At 65.6% G+C, this 16,828-nt stretch carries 15 protein-coding genes; 8 read left to right on the top strand and 7 right to left on the bottom strand.

Translation table 11 applies throughout. The features are described from left to right. The 4 genes from F8197_RS06965 to F8197_RS06950 form a co-directional block, all read right to left on the bottom strand. Entirely contained in the window at positions 1 to 1,119 is a 1,119-nt protein-coding gene (locus F8197_RS06965; protein WP_227012138.1) for a patatin-like phospholipase family protein, read from the bottom strand. Between the two features lie 24 nt (positions 1,120 to 1,143). After that, entirely contained in the window at positions 1,144 to 3,300 is a 2,157-nt protein-coding gene (locus F8197_RS06960) for a TonB-dependent siderophore receptor (protein ID WP_152881280.1), read from the bottom strand. Positions 3,301 to 3,404: 104 nt separating this feature from the next. Continuing rightward, a complete protein-coding gene (locus F8197_RS06955; protein WP_152881278.1) occupies positions 3,405 to 5,321 on the bottom strand; it encodes a M23/M56 family metallopeptidase in 1,917 nt (638 codons plus the stop codon). Continuing rightward, positions 5,318 to 5,707, bottom strand: a complete 390-nt coding sequence (locus F8197_RS06950) for a BlaI/MecI/CopY family transcriptional regulator (RefSeq protein ID WP_152881276.1) — start codon at positions 5,705 to 5,707, stop codon at positions 5,318 to 5,320. The genes F8197_RS06955 and F8197_RS06950 overlap by 4 nt, the downstream gene beginning before the upstream one ends. Positions 5,708 to 5,894: 187 nt before the next feature. On the opposite strand from F8197_RS06950, the gene F8197_RS06945 reads away from it, so the two are divergent. From F8197_RS06945 to F8197_RS06915, 8 genes are all read left to right on the top strand, one after another. Beyond that, positions 5,895 to 6,512: a hemolysin III family protein gene (locus F8197_RS06945; protein WP_152881274.1), complete on the top strand. Its 618-nt coding sequence runs from the start codon at positions 5,895 to 5,897 to the stop codon at positions 6,510 to 6,512. Between the two features lie 27 nt (positions 6,513 to 6,539). Beyond that, on the top strand, positions 6,540 to 7,421 hold the full coding sequence (locus tag F8197_RS06940; RefSeq protein ID WP_373996809.1) for a LysR substrate-binding domain-containing protein: 882 nt from the start codon (positions 6,540 to 6,542) through the stop codon (positions 7,419 to 7,421). A 313-nt stretch (positions 7,422 to 7,734) separates the two neighbouring features. After that, a complete protein-coding gene (locus tag F8197_RS28540; protein WP_193333369.1) occupies positions 7,735 to 7,911 on the top strand; it encodes a hypothetical protein in 177 nt (58 codons plus the stop codon). Positions 7,912 to 8,077: 166 nt separating this feature from the next. Further along, positions 8,078 to 8,455 (top strand): LiaI-LiaF-like domain-containing protein, encoded by a 378-nt coding sequence (locus F8197_RS06935; RefSeq protein WP_019922170.1) that lies wholly within the window; start codon positions 8,078 to 8,080, stop codon positions 8,453 to 8,455. After that, positions 8,452 to 9,219 carry a LiaI-LiaF-like domain-containing protein gene (locus F8197_RS06930; protein WP_152881270.1) on the top strand — a complete coding sequence of 256 codons (768 nt, stop codon included), beginning with the start codon at positions 8,452 to 8,454 and terminating at the stop codon, positions 9,217 to 9,219. The genes F8197_RS06935 and F8197_RS06930 overlap by 4 nt, the downstream gene beginning before the upstream one ends. 15 nt (positions 9,220 to 9,234) lie before the next feature. Next, positions 9,235 to 10,311, top strand: a complete 1,077-nt coding sequence (locus tag F8197_RS06925; protein WP_152881268.1) for a sensor histidine kinase — start codon at positions 9,235 to 9,237, stop codon at positions 10,309 to 10,311. A gap of 3 nt (positions 10,312 to 10,314) precedes the next feature. Beyond that, a complete protein-coding gene (locus F8197_RS06920) occupies positions 10,315 to 11,052 on the top strand; it encodes a LytTR family DNA-binding domain-containing protein (RefSeq protein WP_152881266.1) in 738 nt (245 codons plus the stop codon). A 98-nt stretch (positions 11,053 to 11,150) separates the two neighbouring features. Further along, on the top strand, positions 11,151 to 12,062 hold the full coding sequence (locus F8197_RS06915) for a hypothetical protein (protein WP_152881264.1): 912 nt from the start codon (positions 11,151 to 11,153) through the stop codon (positions 12,060 to 12,062). A 103-nt stretch (positions 12,063 to 12,165) separates the two neighbouring features. Here the strand turns inward: F8197_RS06915 and F8197_RS06910 are convergent, their stop codons facing one another. The 3 genes from F8197_RS06910 to F8197_RS06900 all read right to left on the bottom strand — a co-directional run bounded on the left by F8197_RS06910 (position 12,166) and on the right by F8197_RS06900 (position 16,814). Continuing rightward, positions 12,166 to 14,493, bottom strand: a complete 2,328-nt coding sequence (locus F8197_RS06910; RefSeq protein ID WP_152881262.1) for an ATP-dependent DNA helicase — start codon at positions 14,491 to 14,493, stop codon at positions 12,166 to 12,168. Between the two features lies 1 nt (position 14,494). Next, positions 14,495 to 16,147: a VRR-NUC domain-containing protein gene (locus F8197_RS06905; RefSeq protein ID WP_152881260.1), complete on the bottom strand. Its 1,653-nt coding sequence runs from the start codon at positions 16,145 to 16,147 to the stop codon at positions 14,495 to 14,497. 82 nt (positions 16,148 to 16,229) lie between these two features. Further along, complete coding sequence (locus tag F8197_RS06900) at positions 16,230 to 16,814, bottom strand: phasin family protein (RefSeq protein ID WP_152881258.1); 585 nt, start codon at positions 16,812 to 16,814, stop codon at positions 16,230 to 16,232. Between the last annotated feature and the right edge of the window lie 14 nt (positions 16,815 to 16,828).

Here is a 16,828-nt window from a genome sequence, read left to right as displayed (position 1 = left end):
TTATTGATTGCTGAAAGGGCGGCTGTAGCGCGTGGCGCGGCGCACGTCCGGGTGGCGGCCGATCGGGTGCGCCAGCGCCTCGCGGGCGCGGTCGTAGCCGTATTGCCACTGGTCGCGCGCGTGCTGCACGAAGATGTCGTACGTGGGCGGCATCGCCAGTTCGATGCGGTTGCGGCTCCAGTGCAGCTTTTGCTGCAATTGCTGGCGCGCCAGCGCCTTCGAGATATCGGACGAATCGATGCGCAAGTCGGCCAGGTACGTGTTGGCGTAGCGCAGCCGCGCATTGCCGTTCAGGCCCAGCACCGAGCGCCAGGCCGGGATTGAAAACACCTGGTCGAACGCCTCCTTGAACTCCATCACCACTTCTGTGCCCAGCTGGCGCGCGATCTCGACCGGGAACAGGTCGAGCACCCCGCCGATGTATTCCGCGCCCTGGTACTGGCGGCAGCGGAAGTAGATCATGTCCGCGATCGAGATGCGCGCGGCTTCGGTAATCGGCACGCCGCTGTCGATCAGCAGCTCCGGCGCCACGGCGTGTTCGCCCCAGCGCGGATCGGCCAACGGCGACGCCATGCCGCGCAGCGCGGCAGCCGCGCGCTCGCCGCAAAATACGGTCTCCGCAAACAGCTTGCGCTGGCCGCGCGGGCGTCCCACCTCGTGCGCATCGAACAGCAGCTTGCCGCCGATGATGGCCACATCGACCTCCGGCGTGCCGGCGGGGGTGGGGAAGGGCAGCTGCGACGGAATGTCGAACAGGAAGTCGCCGAACAGGTCGGGTATCACCGGCGCGCGCGCCGACGACAGTGTGCGCCGCGCCGCCCGCGCCAGCGTGGCCAGCAGCGCCGCGTGGCGCGTGGATTTGAGGCCGCACCAGAAGTCGTACATGGCGCGCGACGCCAGCCAGTCGCGCTGCGCCTGCGGCTCCGGCAGATTGTGGATGATGGCGGCGGCAATCGCGCCGCCGCAGCTGGCCACGATCACGTCGGGCGCCTTGCCCGCCTCGCGCAGTGCGGCATACATGCCGATGTAGATGCCGAAGCGGAAACCGCCGCCGCCCATGATCATGCAGCGCTGGTACGGTTGATCGGTGCGGGCGGGGGAAGTCGGTACTGTGGTCATGGGTGAAACCATACCACAGCACGGCTACCGGAACTGGTGTTCCACCATCACGCGCACGGCCGCGCTGGTGGGCGTGATGGTGGAACGCGCGCGCAGGCCGGTGGCCTGGAACTGCTGCCAGTCGCGGGACTGCTGGTGCAGCAGATTGGATCCCGACACGCGCAGCTGGGTTTGGGCGTCGAGCTTCCACAGTGCATACAGGTCCAGCTGGCGGCCTGGCGACGTGCCCAGGCGCAGCTGCGTCGATCGCTGCGTGGTGACGCCGCCCTTGTAGGTGAAGTCGCCGCCGACGGTCCAGGCGCCGCCGGGCAGCTTGTAGTCTGCGCCCAGATTGGCGGTGACCGGCACCTGTTCTTCGAGCGTGTTATGGGGGCCGGCCACGCTGTCCACGTGCGACCAGTTGCGCGCCAGGTTGGCGCGCAGGTCCACCGCCGGCGCCGCCGTCCAGCCCAGCAGGCGACGCAGCGGCAGCTTCGCTTCCAGTTCGATGCCATACACGCTGGCGTTGCCGTTGTTGAACGGCGTCTCCACCCACACGCTGCCCTCCTGGAATAGGCGGGTTTGCGTGACGTCGCGGATGCGGCGCCAGTACACGCTCACGCTGGCCAGGGCGCCATCGCCCAGGTAGCGCTCGTAGGCGGCATCGAGGCCCCAGGCCAGCTCCGGGCGCAGCTGCGGGTTGCCTTGTTCGTCGGGATTGGTCGGGTTGTTGTTATTGTCCATGGTGTAGCGGCGCGGCACCAGCTTGGCCAGCGTCGGCGCCTTGTACGTGCGCGCCAGCGCCAGGCGCAGCACGTCCCGGTTCGGCAGTGCGTAGCGCGCCTGCAGCGACGGACTCCACACGGCCGACGTGACATCGAGCGCATCGGGCGAATTGGCCGCCAGCGCACGACTGGCCGTTTGCAGGCGCTCGTGGCGCAGTCCCGCATACACCGAAAACTGTTTCGATATTTCCCATTCGTCTTGCGCGAACAGCGCCAGGCGTTTGACCACGGCGCTGTAGTCGGCGTTGCTGGCCTCTGTCTGCATGCCGGCGCCGTCGAAAATGGTTTCGCTGCGGTCTTCGTCGCGGCGCGCCCGGCTGGCGTCCCAGCCGATCGCCAGCGCGTGGCGCGCACCCACCGGGTGGCGCCAGGTACCGGTGAACGTCACAGCCGTTTCGGTGGGACCGGCATCGACGTGGCGGTGCACGGCCGGCGCGCCGTTCGCGTCCATGCCATAAAAATCGTAGCCGGTGCTGCGGCGGTTGCTGTTGGCGCCCAATTTGGTTTCGAGCTTGTCGCCGTTGGCGAGATTGTGGTTCCACTGCAGGTCGCTGCGCAGCATGGTGATGCGGGCGTGGTAGTCCGACACAAAATGCGGAAATTCGCTGGCGCTGCCCACCAGCGTTTGTTCGTCGGCGCGGTTGCGCACATCGAAGTGGCGCAAGTTGGCGAAGCCCTGCCAGGCGAGGGTGTCGCCGCCGCCCAGGGTCCAGCTCACGCGCGGCGTCAAGGTCAAATTGTCGTTGCGGATGGACTTTGGTTGCGGCGTATGGCGCCGCAGCGTGACCACACCGTCAGCGTCGGTCAGCGTTTCGTCGTCGGCGATGGCTTCCTCGGTGCGCTGGCGCGACAGCGTGGCGGCTATGCTGTACGAGAGGTTATCCGCCTGGTCCGACAACTGCGCGGTAAGCGTGGGCGACGTGGTGCCGCCACGGCGGGTTGCGCTGGCGGCCAGCGACCGCTGGCCGCGCCTGGCCGCCTTTTTCAGGATGATGTTGATGCTGCCGGCCACCGCCTGGTTGCTCGACGCTGCCGTGGCGCTGCGCAGGATTTCCACCCGCTCGATCATCTCGGGCGCCACCGAGTCGAGCGAGAAACCGGTCGCCACCGGCTCGCCGTTGAGCAGGATCTGGGTGTAACCCTTGCCCAGGCCGCGCATGCTGATCTCGCCGCCCTGGCCGGGCACGCCCGAGACGCTGATGCCGGGCAGGCGCTTGAGGGCGTCGGCCAGGGTCTGATCGCCCTGGCGTACCAGCTCGGCGTGGGTGACGACGATGGCGGTGGTGGTTTCGCGCTGGCGCACGTCGGCGCGGGCGGCGGTGATTTCGATCTGCTGCGGTGCTTCGGCAACGATGGGCGTGGCGGGCGTGGATGGCGCGGCCAGCAGCATGCTGGCGGCCAGTATCGGAAGTGACATGGTGGTTCCTGTGCGGGGTTCTTGAAACGGATCGCCAAAACGCGGACGATAGGAGTCCTGTCCGCCACCGGTCGGGTGGCGGATGCAGGGACGGTTATGGGGAGTTAGTAGCCCAGTTGCTGGCGCCGCACGGCGAGTGCGCGCCTGGTCGCATGCTGGTCGAGGCCGCCAAGCACGGTGGCTGGATCGATGGCCCGGCCGTTCTGGCGCAGCTGGAAGTGCAGGTGCGGGCCGGTGGAAAAGCCGGTTACGCCGACGGTGCCGATGACCTGGCCCGCTGTCACCTTCGCGCCTGGTTGCACTGCCGTGGTGTCCAGGTGGGCGTAGAGCGCCTGGGTGACCTCATTGCCATCACCGCTGGCGATGACGACGGTGGTGCCGTAGCGGCCATTGTTTTCGTCCAGCTTGCCGGCGGCAAGCACGGTGCCGGCGGCAGCTGCGCGCACCGGCGTGCCCACCGGCGCCGGCAGGTCGAGACCCTGGTTGGGCCGTGGCGAAACGCTGCGCATCACGCCGAAAAAGCCGGAGACACGCATTTTGTCGAGCGGGTTGTGCCAGGCGATGGTTGCCGACGTTGACGCCGAAGCGGCTGGCGCGGTGGATGCAGTGACTAGGCCGGCAGCAATCGATGGGTTGGTGGGGCGTGCCGGGGGAGTTGACGTGGCTGGCGTGCCTGCGGTGACCGAGGTGGTCAATGTGGCCGGACTGGATGCGGTGCCCGAGGTGACCGATGTGGTTGGCGCGACTGGCGCAGTTGGCGACGCAACAGGTCCAGCCAGCGCCGGCAAGGTACTCACCGGCAGTGTCGGCAGAGTGCTTACCGCCAGTGCAGGGCGCAGCAATGCGCTACCAGTCAGCACGCCGATTAGCATTGCCGCCACGGTCCACGCGCCAGCCACTGGCAGCGCCGCAGGCTTGGCGTGGCGCAGCTGTTCGATGCGTTCGCCCACCGTGTGGGCATCGGCGCCGCCAAAGGCGAGGGCGGTTGCAGGCGGCGCAAGCAGTTGCGCGCGCCACTGGGCCAGCAGCGCGCCAGCGTACTGTTTGCGCTGCTGCGGCGGGCGGCCGGCCAGCACGCGGCGGTCGCACGCCAGTTCCACCGCCCAGGCCAGGCGCGCGCCGAACCAGCGTGGCGCAGGATTGAACCACAACAGCGTTTGTACCAGGGCCGACACGCCCAGCAGCCAGGGATCGCGCGCACGGCGGTGCTGCAGTTCGTGGGCGATGACCATCTGTTGCTCGATCACGGGAAAATCACGCAGGTGGCGTGGCAGCAGCAGCACCGGCCGCCAGGCGCCCACCAGCATCGGCGAGACCGCCGCATCGGTTTCCATCACCGTCACGCGATGGCGGGCGATGTCATACAGTTGGCGCGCGTCGAAGCCGCCGTGCGCACCCAGCGCCTGCCGCGACAGACGCCGCGCGCCGCCCAGCAGGCCGCGCCACAACCGCCAGGCGCGCACCAGGCGCCGCACGGCACAGGCCAGGCCGGCGCAGTAGATGACGGCCCAGAGCAACGGTACCCAGGCAAGCAGCGCCGCTGCGGTAATGGTGAATGGCGCGGTATTGACTGTCGCAGTCGCAGTCGCAGTCGCAGTCGCAGTCGCAGTCGCAGGCGTGGCAACGGTAGTATCAGCGCTCGCACCGGCCCTGATTCTGGTATCGGCAACCACACCTATGGCAGCAGTGAAAGCGGTTGGCGGCGCATTGACCGCGGCGGGCATGGCCCCGGTGCCGACGGTTGACGAACGCAGCGCCGGGGCCAGCGGCGCGGGCACGACGACAGTCAACGTTGGCGCCATGGCCCGGTCCAGCGCCGGCAGAAACGGCAGCAGCGTCACCGCGGCTACCACGGCTTGCGCGGCCAGCCACACCAGGCGCTGGCCGCGCAGGGCCGGCCAGGCGCGTGCTGCCAGTGTGAGCGCCGCATGCACCAGCAGGCCGCCCAGCACGCAGCCGAAGCAGGCCAGCAGCCATTGCCACAGCAGCAGCGTGGGCGTTGCCATCGTCAGCGTGCTCATGGCTGTTCCGCCTCGTCGTCGGGCCAGTCGTTGAGCATTTGCTCAATCCGGGACAGCTCCTGCTGGTCCACCAGCTTGCTGCCGGTGAACATCGCCACCGGCAGCGGTGCGTCCAGTTCCATTACGCGGCGGCCGAAGTCGTGGGCGAACGCCGCCAGCGTGCCGACCTTGTCGAGCCGGGCGCTGTACACATTGACGCCGTGCATGACGTGAACCGCGATCATGTCCTTGTCGAGCATGCGGTCGAGGGTCTTGCGGGTCGATGAGAACGACCACGCCAGTTCGTCGGCGGCGGCATCGTGGATTTCGCGGGCGCTCAGCGGTTGCTGCTTCCACAGCGCCTTGAGCAAGGTCAGTTCGCTGACCGACGGGATGGGATTGGACATGACTTTTCCTGTTTTGCGACGAGTGGGGTTATTTTGCGACACTTGTCGCGCAATCGTCAAGCGATAGTGTCGCAGTTTGTAACATTGCTTTGAATAAATTTTTTATGTGCTACCATTAAGTTTTTGCTAAGTATCGCGGCAGGCGGCGCGCTATACAATGGTCGGCTTTACCAGCATCGGAAGCCCTATGTATTACGGAGAGCGCTTCAACAGCATTACCCACACGGTGGGTGCAGCCCTGGCGGCGGCAGGTGGCATTGTTCTGATCGTACTGGCCGCGCGCAGCGGCGACCCCTGGAAAGTGGTGAGCTTCAGCATTTTTGCCGCCACCCTGTTCGGGCTGTACCTGGTCTCCACGCTGTATCACAGCTTGCGCGGCCGCGCCAAGGACGTGCTGCGGCAGATGGATTACTGCGCCATCTACCTGCTCATCGCCGGCACCTATACGCCGTTTACGCTGGTGAGCCTGCGCGGACCGTGGGGCTGGTCATTGTTCGGCGTGGTGTGGGGGCTGGCGCTGGTGGGCATCGTGCAGGAGCTGTGGTTCGCCAAGGGCAAGCGCATCCTGTCGCTGGTGATTTACGTGGCCATGGGCTGGGTGGGCGTGATTGGCGCCAGCCCGCTGATTGCGGCGCTGGGCCTGGACGGCTTCCTGTGGATCGCCGGAGGCGGCCTGGTGTACACGGTGGGTATCGCTTTTTTCGTGACCGATCACAAATGGCGCTACGGCCACGGCGTGTGGCACTTGTTCGTGCTGGGCGGGAGCGCCTGCCACTTTGCCGCCGTGCTGTTGTACGTGGCGTGAACGATCAATCAAGTAGAGTTGAACCAAGTGGACATTAATTCGGACGATCTGAAAACCTTCATCACCGTGATCGACAGCGGCACCCTCAGCGCCGCCTCGGTGCACCTGGGCCAGACCACGTCGGGCGTGAGCCGGGCGTTGTCGCGGCTCGAGGACAAGCTGGCCACCTCGCTGCTCACGCGCACCACGCGCCGCATGGAATTGACCGAAGAAGGCCAGTTGTTCCTCGAACGCGCGCGCGCCATCCTGGGCGCCATGGAAGAAGCCGAGGAAACCATCCGCATCCGCCGCCAGCAGCCGGCCGGACGCCTGTGCGTGGATGCGGCCTCGCCGTTCATGCTCCATTGCGTGGTGCCGCACGTGGCGGAATTCCGCGCCTTGTATCCGGAGATCCGGCTCGAATTGAGCAGCAATGACCAGATCACCGACCTGATCGAGCACCGCACCGACATTGCGATCCGCATCGGCACGCTGCCCGACTCCACCCTGCATGCGCGGGCGCTGTCCGCCAGTCCGCTGTACGTGCTGGCCAGTCCCGACTACCTGGCGCGGCACGGTGTGCCGCGCACGCCGGAAGACCTGGCCGGCCATTCGTTGCTGGGCTTTGCCCAGTACGAGCAGGGCAACAGCTGGCCGCTGCAACACGCCAACGGCAACAGCCTGGCCGTCACGCCGTCGTTGTCCGCCTCCAGCGGCGAGACCTTGCGCCAGCTGGCGCTGGCCGGGCAGGGCATCGTGTGCCTGGCCGACTTCATGACCCGCGCCGACATCGCCGATGGCCACCTGGTCAAGGTGCTCGAGGACAGCTACACCGGCTACCGCCAGCAGATCCACGCAGTCTATTACCGCAACACGCAACTGGCGCGGCGCATCGGTTGCTTCCTCGATTTTCTCCAACAAAAACTGTGAAAACCTACGGCGCGGTTTTCAAATCAATAGTGTGAGGCCGCGTACAGAGTATGCGGCAGCGCCACGCTATAGTGGCTGCGCGTGCCTGGAGCGCATTCTTGCAGATGTCGCTCGGCAGCAGGTAAGCCGGTAGCCTCAAGTACCGGCACCAGAATTTTTTGGTTGGGGCTCGCCAAACCTACTGCGCGGCCTGCTATCGCCTCTGCGTTGCTCAGCGTACCTGAGTACGCTTCCGCTACTCGAGACGATAGCAAACCGCTCGCTACGGTTTTGCGAGGCCCCCGATGCTTCACTACACTTTCGGGAGATGGACATGTCGCAGACTTTGCATCCTTCAAAGCATTTGGTACGAGCATGGTTGGAGCGCCGGGCGCGTGAGTTCAAACCGCCGCCAACGCCCGAGGAAATTCGCCGTCAGCTGGGCTGGGGCTTGATGTTGTTTGAACCTGCGCTCATTCCTGTCAAGGTCAATTCCCGCTCCCGCCGCTAAGTTCAGCAGCCTGCATATGAAAATCCACCCACCCGCCACCGGCGGTGTGGGTTTTTTTTCGCCTGAACGCCGTTCACCGGGGCATTTCCGTCATTCGCCGATTTGTGGTTTGCCGGCTGGCGATTCCCCGTTATTGTGATGGTCATGTCACAAGGGGGAACCGAACATGAATGTGGAAACCGTTTATAAATGGCGCCAGCAACTGGTGTGGGGCATCGGCTTGATCGTGGTGGGGGTGGTCGTGCTGTTGCAGCGCGCGGACCTGATCGACCTCGATCTGCGCGTGTCCGAGCTGTGGCGCTACTGGCCCTGGCTGCTGGTGATCAGCGGCCTGACGCAAGTGATTCCGCCCACCACGCCAGCCTACCTGCTCAGCGGCCTGTGGAGTTTTTTCTTTGCCGGCTGGTGGTACGTATCGTTCAACCGCATCTGGGGCTGGGGCTTCGGTGACACCTGGCCGGCGCTGATCGTCGCCTGCGGCGTCGGCCTGCTGCTGCGCCCCCTGCTGGAAAATATCTTCGACGCCCACAAGGAGCAAAAATGAGCCGCATCGCCAAAACCAATCCCAAGGCGCAAATGGTGCTGGGCCTGCTGGTGGTCGTCATCGGCCTGCTGTTCCTGGTCGATAACCTGGGCTGGATCGACCTCGATTTCCGCCGCCTGCTGGTGCCCACCGCGCTGCTGCTGGCCGGGGTCCTCAAGCTTACCCACACGCGTACCAATTCCGGCAACGTGGTGGGCGTGGTGCTGGTTTGCGTGGGCAGCATCGGCGTGTTGCGCGGCATCGGCTTCCTCGATTTCGACTGGCGCGATATCTGGCCCGTGGTACTGATCATTGTTGGTATTGGCATCGTCTATAAAGCCAGCAATGCCGCCAATGGCACCGGCAACAGCGGCGACTGGGCCGGCGGCGACGATCCCAAGGCCGCGTTCCAGGCGCCCGGCGACGAATACGTCAAGGCGCAGCGCGGCGCCGACGGCGACGACGTCATCAACTTCGTCTCGGTAGTGGGCACGTCCAACCGGCGCGTGAATACGCAGAATTTTCGCGGCGGCGAAGTGACCGCCATCCTCGGCAGCGCCGATCTCGACCTGCGCCAGGCCTCGATCGAGGGCGATGCCGTACTCAATATCTTCTCGCTGGCTGGCGGCATCACCATCAAGGTGCCGGTGGACTGGGTGGTGGTGATGGAGGGTACCGCGATCATCGGCGGCTTCGAAGAAAAGACCGCGCCGCCCGCCGGCACCGGCAAGCGCTTGGTCGTGCGCGGCTACGCCATCCTCGGCGGCCTGGAAGTGCGCAACTAGCAGGCCCGTACCACGATGCTCGCAGCGTTCTCGAACCGTCGCGGCGCCGCCATCTACATGGTGGTGTGGCTGTTCTTCGGCCTGGCGCTCGGTGGCGTGATAGCGCTGACCAGCGATACGCCGCTGGCCAACGCTATGCTGTTCGCGATCCCGCTGAACATGGTCTATGCGCTGGTGGCCGGCTACTCCGCCTACTACTTGTGCCGCGCCTACCCGCTCGGTGCGCGCCCGGCCGGCACCGTCGCTGCAGTGCTGACGGTGGCAGCGGTGGTATCGGGCGTGCTGTGGCTGCTGGCCGGGCACTTGTGGAATGCGGTGACCGCGCTGCCAGACCTGGCGTGGGCCGGCATCGTGCTCACGCCGCAGCTCTCGGCGCTGATCGTGGGCCTGGGCATACTGCTCTACGGCTGCGCGGCGGCGGTGCACTACCTGGTGATCGAATTCGTGCGGGCCAGGAGCGCCGAGCGGCGCGAACTCGAATCGCAACTGCTGGCGCAGGAGGCCGAACTGCGCATGCTGCGCACCCAGATCGATCCGCACTTCCTGTTCAACAGCCTCAATTCGATCAGCGCGCTCACTTCCTGCGACGCCGGTGCCGCGCGCCGCATGACCCTGGAGCTGGCCAGCTTCTTTCGCCAGAGCCTGGGCATGGAAGCGCACAAGATGGTCACGCTGGGCGAGGAACTGGTGCTGATCCGGCACTTCCTGGCAATCGAACAGGTGCGCTTCGGCGACCGGCTACGGGTGGAGTGCGCGGTGGACGACGCGGCGCAGTCCTGCCTGGTGCCACCCATGCTGATCCAGCCGCTGGTGGAAAACGCCGTCAAGCACGGCATTTGCAACCTGCCCGAGGGCGGCGTGATCCGCATCGTGGCGCAGCGCGCCGGTTCGCTGCTGCACATCCGGGTGGACAATCCGGTGGACGAGGATCTGCACGCAGACACGGGCGGCAGCGGCATCGGCCTGGCCAATGTGCGCCAGCGCCTGGCCCGCGCCTACAAACACGAGGCCAGCATCCGGTGGGGCCGCCAGGACAACAACTTCAACGTGGACATCGCCATGCCGGCGCACACCACAGACGACAGGGAATAGCAGATGCGGGTATTGATCGTCGACGATGAAATGCTGGCGCGCGCGGTGGTGCGCGAGTACCTCGGTGCGCATGCCGATATCGAGATCGTCGGCGAATGCGCCAACGGCTTCGAGGCGGTAAAAGCCATCACCGAGCTGGCGCCCGACCTGGTGCTGCTCGACATCCAGATGCCCAAGCTCGACGGCTTCGAGGTGGCCGAACTGGCCGGCAACCACACCCGCTACATCTTCGCCACCGCGTTCGACCAGTACGCGATCAAGGCGTTCGAATTCCACGCGCTCGACTACCTGCTCAAACCCTTCAGCCAGCAGCGGCTGGACCAGGCGCTGGCCCACGCGCGCGCCAATATTACCAAAGGCACTGGCGACGCCGCCATCGAACGAATGGTGCGCGACGCCGCCAGCCGCAAGCAGCCGCTGGACCGGGTGCTGATCCGCGACGGCGCCAGGGTCCACGTGGTGGCCTGCGATCGGATCGACTACATCGAAGCACAGGACGATTACGTGCGCATCCGCGCCGACGGCAAGGACTATCTGAAAAGCCAGCGCCTGGCGGAGCTGGAAGAGCAGCTCGACGGTGCGCGCTTCCTGCGCATCCACCGCTCGTGCATCGTCAACATCGGCCGTATCGATCGTATCGAGCAGGCTACGCGCGACAGCCACGTCGCCATCCTCAAGGACGGCAGCCGGTTGCCGGTCAGCCGCAGCGGTTATCAAAAGGTGCGCGCGGCGCTGCTGTAGGTAGCGCCTGGCGGGACGCTGCGAACGGCGCCGGACCCGGCACTTGAGAAAAGTACAATTGCGCCTGGATTTATTGTGGCTAACGCACCAGGCACACCATGACGGCACTCTCCGCACCGATTTCCTTTGCCGCCTACACGACGTATGCGGATCGGCGTCCGCGCCTGGCGGCGGGAGCGGCCATGGTGGTGGCGCTGCACCTGGCGCTGCTATGGCTGGCCATGCGGCCGGTGCCGGTGCCAGTTTCAAGCGATCGCCGGGTGTGGATACAGCTGCTGCCGTTGGCCGCAGCGCCGGTCGCTGCCACGCTGAGGGTGCAGCCAGCGCAACGCTTGCCGATGCCTGAACCCGTGCCAAGTCCGGTAGTGCAGCAGCGTTTGCAGGCGGCCAGTCCGATGTCATCGGCTGCTCCAGTTGCGCCGGAGGCATCGGATGCCCGGCCACCGAAGCCAGTATCCGCGCGGCCCGCAACGCCCACTACGCCCCAAATGCCGGCAGCGTCGGCAGCAGCGGCAGCTTCAACAGCCGTAACAACCTCAACAACCGCCACAACTTCAACAACCGCAACAACTTCGACAGCCTCAGCACCCGCCGCTGCCCCGGCCGAGCAGACGACCTACGTCGATCCGCTGGCCGCGCAACCTGGGCCCGCAGCACTACCCGCCGATGTGCGCGAGCAGGCGCTCAAGGCTGTCGGCGCCATCGACCGCGAGCTGCGCGCCGGCGAACGCAAGCTGATCGCCGCGCCGCTCGATACACCGCAGGCGCGCCTGGAACGGGGCTTTGCCGAGGCCAGTGCGGCGGTCAAACCGAAATGGTTCGAGTCGGCAAAGATAGAGCTGTTCAGCGCGCCCAACGACCCCAGGCGCATTTACCGCATCATCACCGCGCTAGGCGAGTATTGTTTGTTTTATCCAGACAAGGCCAGTATGAGCGCCAACAGCGCGGCGGGCTCTGGCCACGCCAGCTTCGGCCAACCGCTGATGGGAGGCTGCCCCCGGCGTTTCTAGCGCTGCGCATCGACGCTGTGGCAGCGCCAGGCGCGTCGTCTTGCCGCGCAGTCATTGATCAAGACCTGCGCCAGCAGCACTTTCAGTAACGCGCCGGAATTCGTCAGGCCGATACCACCGGTACCGCCGCCGTATCGATACTCCACCACGCCGGCATCAGCGCCTGGATCTCGGGGCGGCCGAAGCGGTCGTCGATCAGGAACACGGTGCCCTGGTCGGACTGGGTGCGGATCACGCGGCCTGCTGCCTGCACCACTTTCTGCATGCCGGGGTAGGTGTAGGTGTAGTCGTAGCCGGCGCCGAAGATGGCGTCCATGCGCAGGCGGATCTGTTCGTTGACGGGATTGATTTGCGGCAGGCCCAGCGTGGCGACAAACGCGCCGATCAGGCGCGCGCCGGGCAAATCGACGCCTTCGCCGAACGAGCCGCCCAGTACCGCGAAACCGATGCCCCGGCTCTCGAGCGTGAAGCGCGCCAGGAAGTGGGCGCGTTCCGCTTCGTCCATGCGGCGCGACTGGCGCCAGGTGGGTACGTCGGGGTAGCGCTCGGCAAACGCATTGGCCGCCTTTTCCATGTAATCGAAACTGCTGAAGAACGCCAGGTAGTTGCCGGACTGGCGCAGGTACTGTTCGCCCATCAGCGCGGCAATCGGCTTCAACGATTGCTGGCGGTGCTGGTAACGGGTGGAGATGTGCGACGCCACCTGCACCGACAACTGCTCGGCCACGAACGGCGACTCCACGTCCACCCACGCGGTGGACTCGGGCATGCCCAGCATGTCGCCGAAATAATTCCAGGGACTGAGCGTGGCCGAAAACAGCGCCGTGGTGTGAGTGCTGTCGAAGCGCGGTTTCAAAAACGGCGCCGGCACGATGTTGCGGATGCACAGCAGCGAATCGGCATGGCTGGCGCGCGCGCCCTCGGTTTTTTCGATATCGAACAGCGCATGGTCGCCAAACGATTCGCCAAGGCGCCCGAACAGCAGCGCACCGAAATAAAACTCCTGCAGTTCGGGATCGTGGTGGGTGGGATGCTCGGCCATGTAGTCGGAGATGGCGGCAGCCGTGGTTTGCAGCGCGATCATGAATTTTTCAGGCAGCGTGGCGTACGATTTATAGTCGACGTCCTGCTCTTTTTCGAGCTGGTTCCACAGCTTGTGCACGCGGTCGAGCGGCTTTTTCAGTTCGGGCGGCGCGGTCTTGCGCAGCAGGCGCAGGCTGGCATGTTCGAGTTCGGCCGAATACATCTTGCGCGCGCGCGACACCATGTTGTGCGCCTCGTCCACCAGCACGCTGACCTTCCAGTCGTTCAGTACCGTCAGGCTGTGCAGCATGGCGCTCAGGTCGAAATAATAGTTATAGTCGCCGATGACCACGTCGCACCAGCGCGCCAGTTCGGTGCCCAGGTAGTACGGACAGACGTCGTGGGCCAGCGCCACCGCGCGCAAGGTTTCGCGGTCGAGCGATAAAAACGCCGCGCCGTCGGCCGGCGGGTTGGTGATATCGAGCGCCGATTGGCGCGCAGCCGGCAGGCGGTCATAAAACCCCCTGGCCAGCGGGCACGACTCGCCATGGCAGGCCTTGTCCGGGTTGACGCAGGCGGTCGACTTCGATGCCAGCTCCAGCGTGCGCAGCGGCAGCAGCGGGGCGCCGTGGCGGATCACGTCCACCGCGTCGAGCGCCATTTGCCGGCCCGAGGTTTTGGCAGCCAGGAAAAACACCTTATCGACGCCATGCGCGCACGCGCCTTTTAACATCGGGAACAGGCTGCCCACGGTCTTGCCGATGCCGGTGGGCGCCTGCGCCAGCAAGCATACGCGGCGGTTGCTGGCCTTGTACATGGCTTCAGCCAGCTGGCGCTGGCCCGGTCGGAAGTCCGCGTGCGGAAAGCGCATCGCTTTCAGCTGTTCGTCGCGGGCGGCGCGGTGCGCCAGTTCCTGCCGCGCCCAGTCGAGGAACAGGCCGCACTGCTGCTGGAAGTATTCCTGCAGGTCCAGCGCGCTGTACTCTTCCTGCAGGCGGGTTTCCTTCTGACTGGCGATGTCGAAATACACGAGGGCCAGCTTGATGGTGTCGAGCCCGCGATTGCTGCAAAACAGGTAGCCATAGATTTTTACCTGCGCCCAGTGCAGCTGGCGCTGGTTGTCTGCCATGCGCGCCAGGTCGCCGCGATAGGTCTTGACCTCTTCGAGGCGGTTGGTGCGCGGGTCGTAGCCGTCGGCGCGGCCGCGCACGTGCAGCGGGCCGAAATCTCCCGACAGCGAAATCTCGGTCTCATAACCGTCGGCGCGGCGTGCTGCCACCACCGCGTGGCCGGCGATGCCTTCCTGCGCCGTGGGCGAGGGCGTGAAGCGCAGGTCGAGGTCGCCCGCCTTGGCGGTGAACTCGCACAGCGCGCGCACGGCGATGGTGTAGGTGCCGGTAGTTTCCATGTCAGGCCGCCCATTGCAAATAGCACACGGCCACCGGCATCTCGTGCGTGGCGCAGTAGTCGATCCAGCGCAGCTGGTTATCCTGCAGGCGGTCGCCCGGACCTTTGACTTCGATCATCGTGTAGCGCCGCTCGGCGGGCCAGAACTGGATCAGGTCGGGGAATCCGGTGCGGTTGGCCTTGATGTCTTGCAGGATGCGCTCGAAGGCGCGGCGCAGGTGCACGGGCGGAATGCAGTCGAGCGCCAGGTCCAGCAAATCGTCGCTGAGCGCCTGCCAATGCAGGAACGGCGACTGGATGCCGCGCTTGGCACCGTGGTTGGCGCGGATGGTGGCGCGGTAATCGCCGCTGTCGAGCTGGGCGAAGCAGGCGTCAAATTGCGCGGCGCGGCGGCGCTGGAAATCGGCGCTGTGCAGGTCGGCCGGCGCCCGGTGGTACGGGTGGAAAAAGGCGCCCGGCACCGGGCAGAACACGGCTTCCCAGCACAGCAGGCCGAACAGCGAATTGATCAGCGAATTTTCCACGTAGTACACCGGGGCATCGTCGCGTGCCAGGTGGTCGCGCACGACGAATTCCACGTAGTGGTGCTCGGTGGGCAATGGCAGGCTCAGGTCGATGCGCAGCGGTTTGGCGGGCGGCACAGGTGGCGGCTTGGCGTGACCGAGCTTGCGCGCCAGCCGTGGCGCCATGCGCAGCAGTTGCTGGCGTTCGGCCGCGGTTTCCGGTGCTTCCATGGCTTGCTGCAGCAGGTCGAAGGCGGCGCGCGGCTGCTCGTCCTTTTCCAGCACGCGGATGGCGCGGGCGCGTGCGCCCGGGTACGGGCATGCGGCATACACGGCGTGTGCGCCCGGCCAGTCGCGCAGTTTTTCCAGGTGCTGGCCGATGGCAAACGTAAACTTGTGGCGGCGGCTGAGCAGCCATTCGTTGTCCTCGGCGCAGGCGGGCAGGTCGGCCATGATGGCGGCCGGGTCTTCGCCGAGTTCGAAGCGTTCGCGGCAGCGGTGCAGGGCCAGGAAATCGTCGATATCGCGCCGCGTGCGAAAGCCGCGCGCCGCTGCCGGAAACTCCACCTTTTCGTACTGGAAGATGCCGAGGTCCGACAGCACGAACTCGGTCCAGTCCTGGTGGAAGTTGCCAAAGAAGATCAGGCGCAGGCGGTCGCACAGGTCTTGCACCAGGTTGCGGTAGGCGTGGTCGCCGGACTCGGGCCACCACTGCGAATACGGCTGCGGCGTACCGAACTGTTCGCGCAGCGCGGCCAGCTGGTCGGCCTTGCGCAGGTGGCGCACGTTGGCGCCGAGCTGAAAAATTTTGCTGATTTCAGGTTTTTGCAGCAGCTCGAACAGCTGGTCGAGGTCGAGGTGAGGATCGGGTTCGATCAGGCCCAGCCCGGCCAGCGGCAGGGCGGCGGCGTGGGTGTCGCCGATTTCGGCATAGCTTAATTTACTGGCCCGAAAGACCGTGCCCTTGCGCATGACCATCCGTACCAGCAGGGCCCGCGAGGCCTGGGGCAGGGTGGGAAAGCGGTGCAGGAAATCGCGCTCGTCGGCCGTGAGCAGGTCGTCGTAACGGTCGGCGATCCACGTCAGTACCCGGTGAAAATTTTCCAGGTAGTAGAACGGGTTATCGAGCGGATTGGAGAAAACTGGAGTCATTGCGGGCACGGCAGGGAGAGGCGATGGCTGTATTTATGTACAGTGTATCGCTTTCCGCTGCCAATGCCCAGTGAAATGTCGGTTAGCCGTTGCTGGCGTTGGCTGCAGCGCCGGCTGCCTTGGCCGCTTCGGCCGCCTTTTGCTCGACCAGCGCATTGGCTTTGGCGATTTGCTCTTCGACCGACTGCACCGCCTGCTTGGTGGCCTTGGTCACCTGCTCGTAGCCGGTGAAGGCGTTGTCGATCGCGGCCTTGACGATTTGCACCGCGTTTTCCGAGCCGGGTCGCACGTTCTTGGTGACGTCGTAGATCAGCGCGGAAAGGTTGGTCTTGGCTTCGGCCATGTGGGCATCGGCGGCGCGCGTGAATTCTTCGCGGATGTCGGCAATGATGGCGCCCAGTTGCTGGTTGTATGCGGTGGCGCCGGCCACGCCCGGCTGCACCTTGGCGGCCGCCAGGCTCATCGTGGCCTTGGGATCGGCGGCCTGGCTGATTTCCTTGCCGGTGGCCAGGCCGTCGGCCATATTCGATTTGGCGGTGGCCATATTGAGGGCGACGACTTGCTCCACGCCTTGCACCGCGCGGGCGGTCAGGGTATTGAAGGTTTCCAGTTGAAATTCAAACAGGGCTTTGGTGGCGTTGGCAAACTGCTCGGGATTGGTGAACATACGGTCTCCTCATG

The sequence above is a fragment of the Duganella sp. FT27W genome (assembly GCF_009295655.1).
Taxonomy (GTDB): domain Bacteria; phylum Pseudomonadota; class Gammaproteobacteria; order Burkholderiales; family Burkholderiaceae_D; genus Rugamonas; species Rugamonas zoogloeoides.
Note: the sequence above shows the minus strand (reverse complement) of the source record. Positions and strands in the feature narration are given on the sequence as shown.

Coding starts and splice junctions, on each gene's coding strand:
- F8197_RS06965 (WP_227012138.1), bottom strand. CDS start 1,119: ATGACCACAGTACCGACTTCCCCCGCCCGCACCGATCAACCGTACCAG.
- F8197_RS06960 (WP_152881280.1), bottom strand. CDS start 3,300: ATGTCACTTCCGATACTGGCCGCCAGCATGCTGCTGGCCGCGCCATCC.
- F8197_RS06955 (WP_152881278.1), bottom strand. CDS start 5,321: ATGAGCACGCTGACGATGGCAACGCCCACGCTGCTGCTGTGGCAATGG.
- F8197_RS06950 (WP_152881276.1), bottom strand. CDS start 5,707: ATGTCCAATCCCATCCCGTCGGTCAGCGAACTGACCTTGCTCAAGGCG.
- F8197_RS06945 (WP_152881274.1), top strand. CDS start 5,895: ATGTATTACGGAGAGCGCTTCAACAGCATTACCCACACGGTGGGTGCA.
- F8197_RS28540 (WP_193333369.1), top strand. CDS start 7,735: ATGTCGCAGACTTTGCATCCTTCAAAGCATTTGGTACGAGCATGGTTG.
- F8197_RS06935 (WP_019922170.1), top strand. CDS start 8,078: ATGAATGTGGAAACCGTTTATAAATGGCGCCAGCAACTGGTGTGGGGC.
- F8197_RS06930 (WP_152881270.1), top strand. CDS start 8,452: ATGAGCCGCATCGCCAAAACCAATCCCAAGGCGCAAATGGTGCTGGGC.
- F8197_RS06925 (WP_152881268.1), top strand. CDS start 9,235: ATGCTCGCAGCGTTCTCGAACCGTCGCGGCGCCGCCATCTACATGGTG.
- F8197_RS06920 (WP_152881266.1), top strand. CDS start 10,315: ATGCGGGTATTGATCGTCGACGATGAAATGCTGGCGCGCGCGGTGGTG.
- F8197_RS06915 (WP_152881264.1), top strand. CDS start 11,151: ATGACGGCACTCTCCGCACCGATTTCCTTTGCCGCCTACACGACGTAT.
- F8197_RS06910 (WP_152881262.1), bottom strand. CDS start 14,493: ATGGAAACTACCGGCACCTACACCATCGCCGTGCGCGCGCTGTGCGAG.
- F8197_RS06905 (WP_152881260.1), bottom strand. CDS start 16,147: ATGACTCCAGTTTTCTCCAATCCGCTCGATAACCCGTTCTACTACCTG.
- F8197_RS06900 (WP_152881258.1), bottom strand. CDS start 16,814: ATGTTCACCAATCCCGAGCAGTTTGCCAACGCCACCAAAGCCCTGTTT.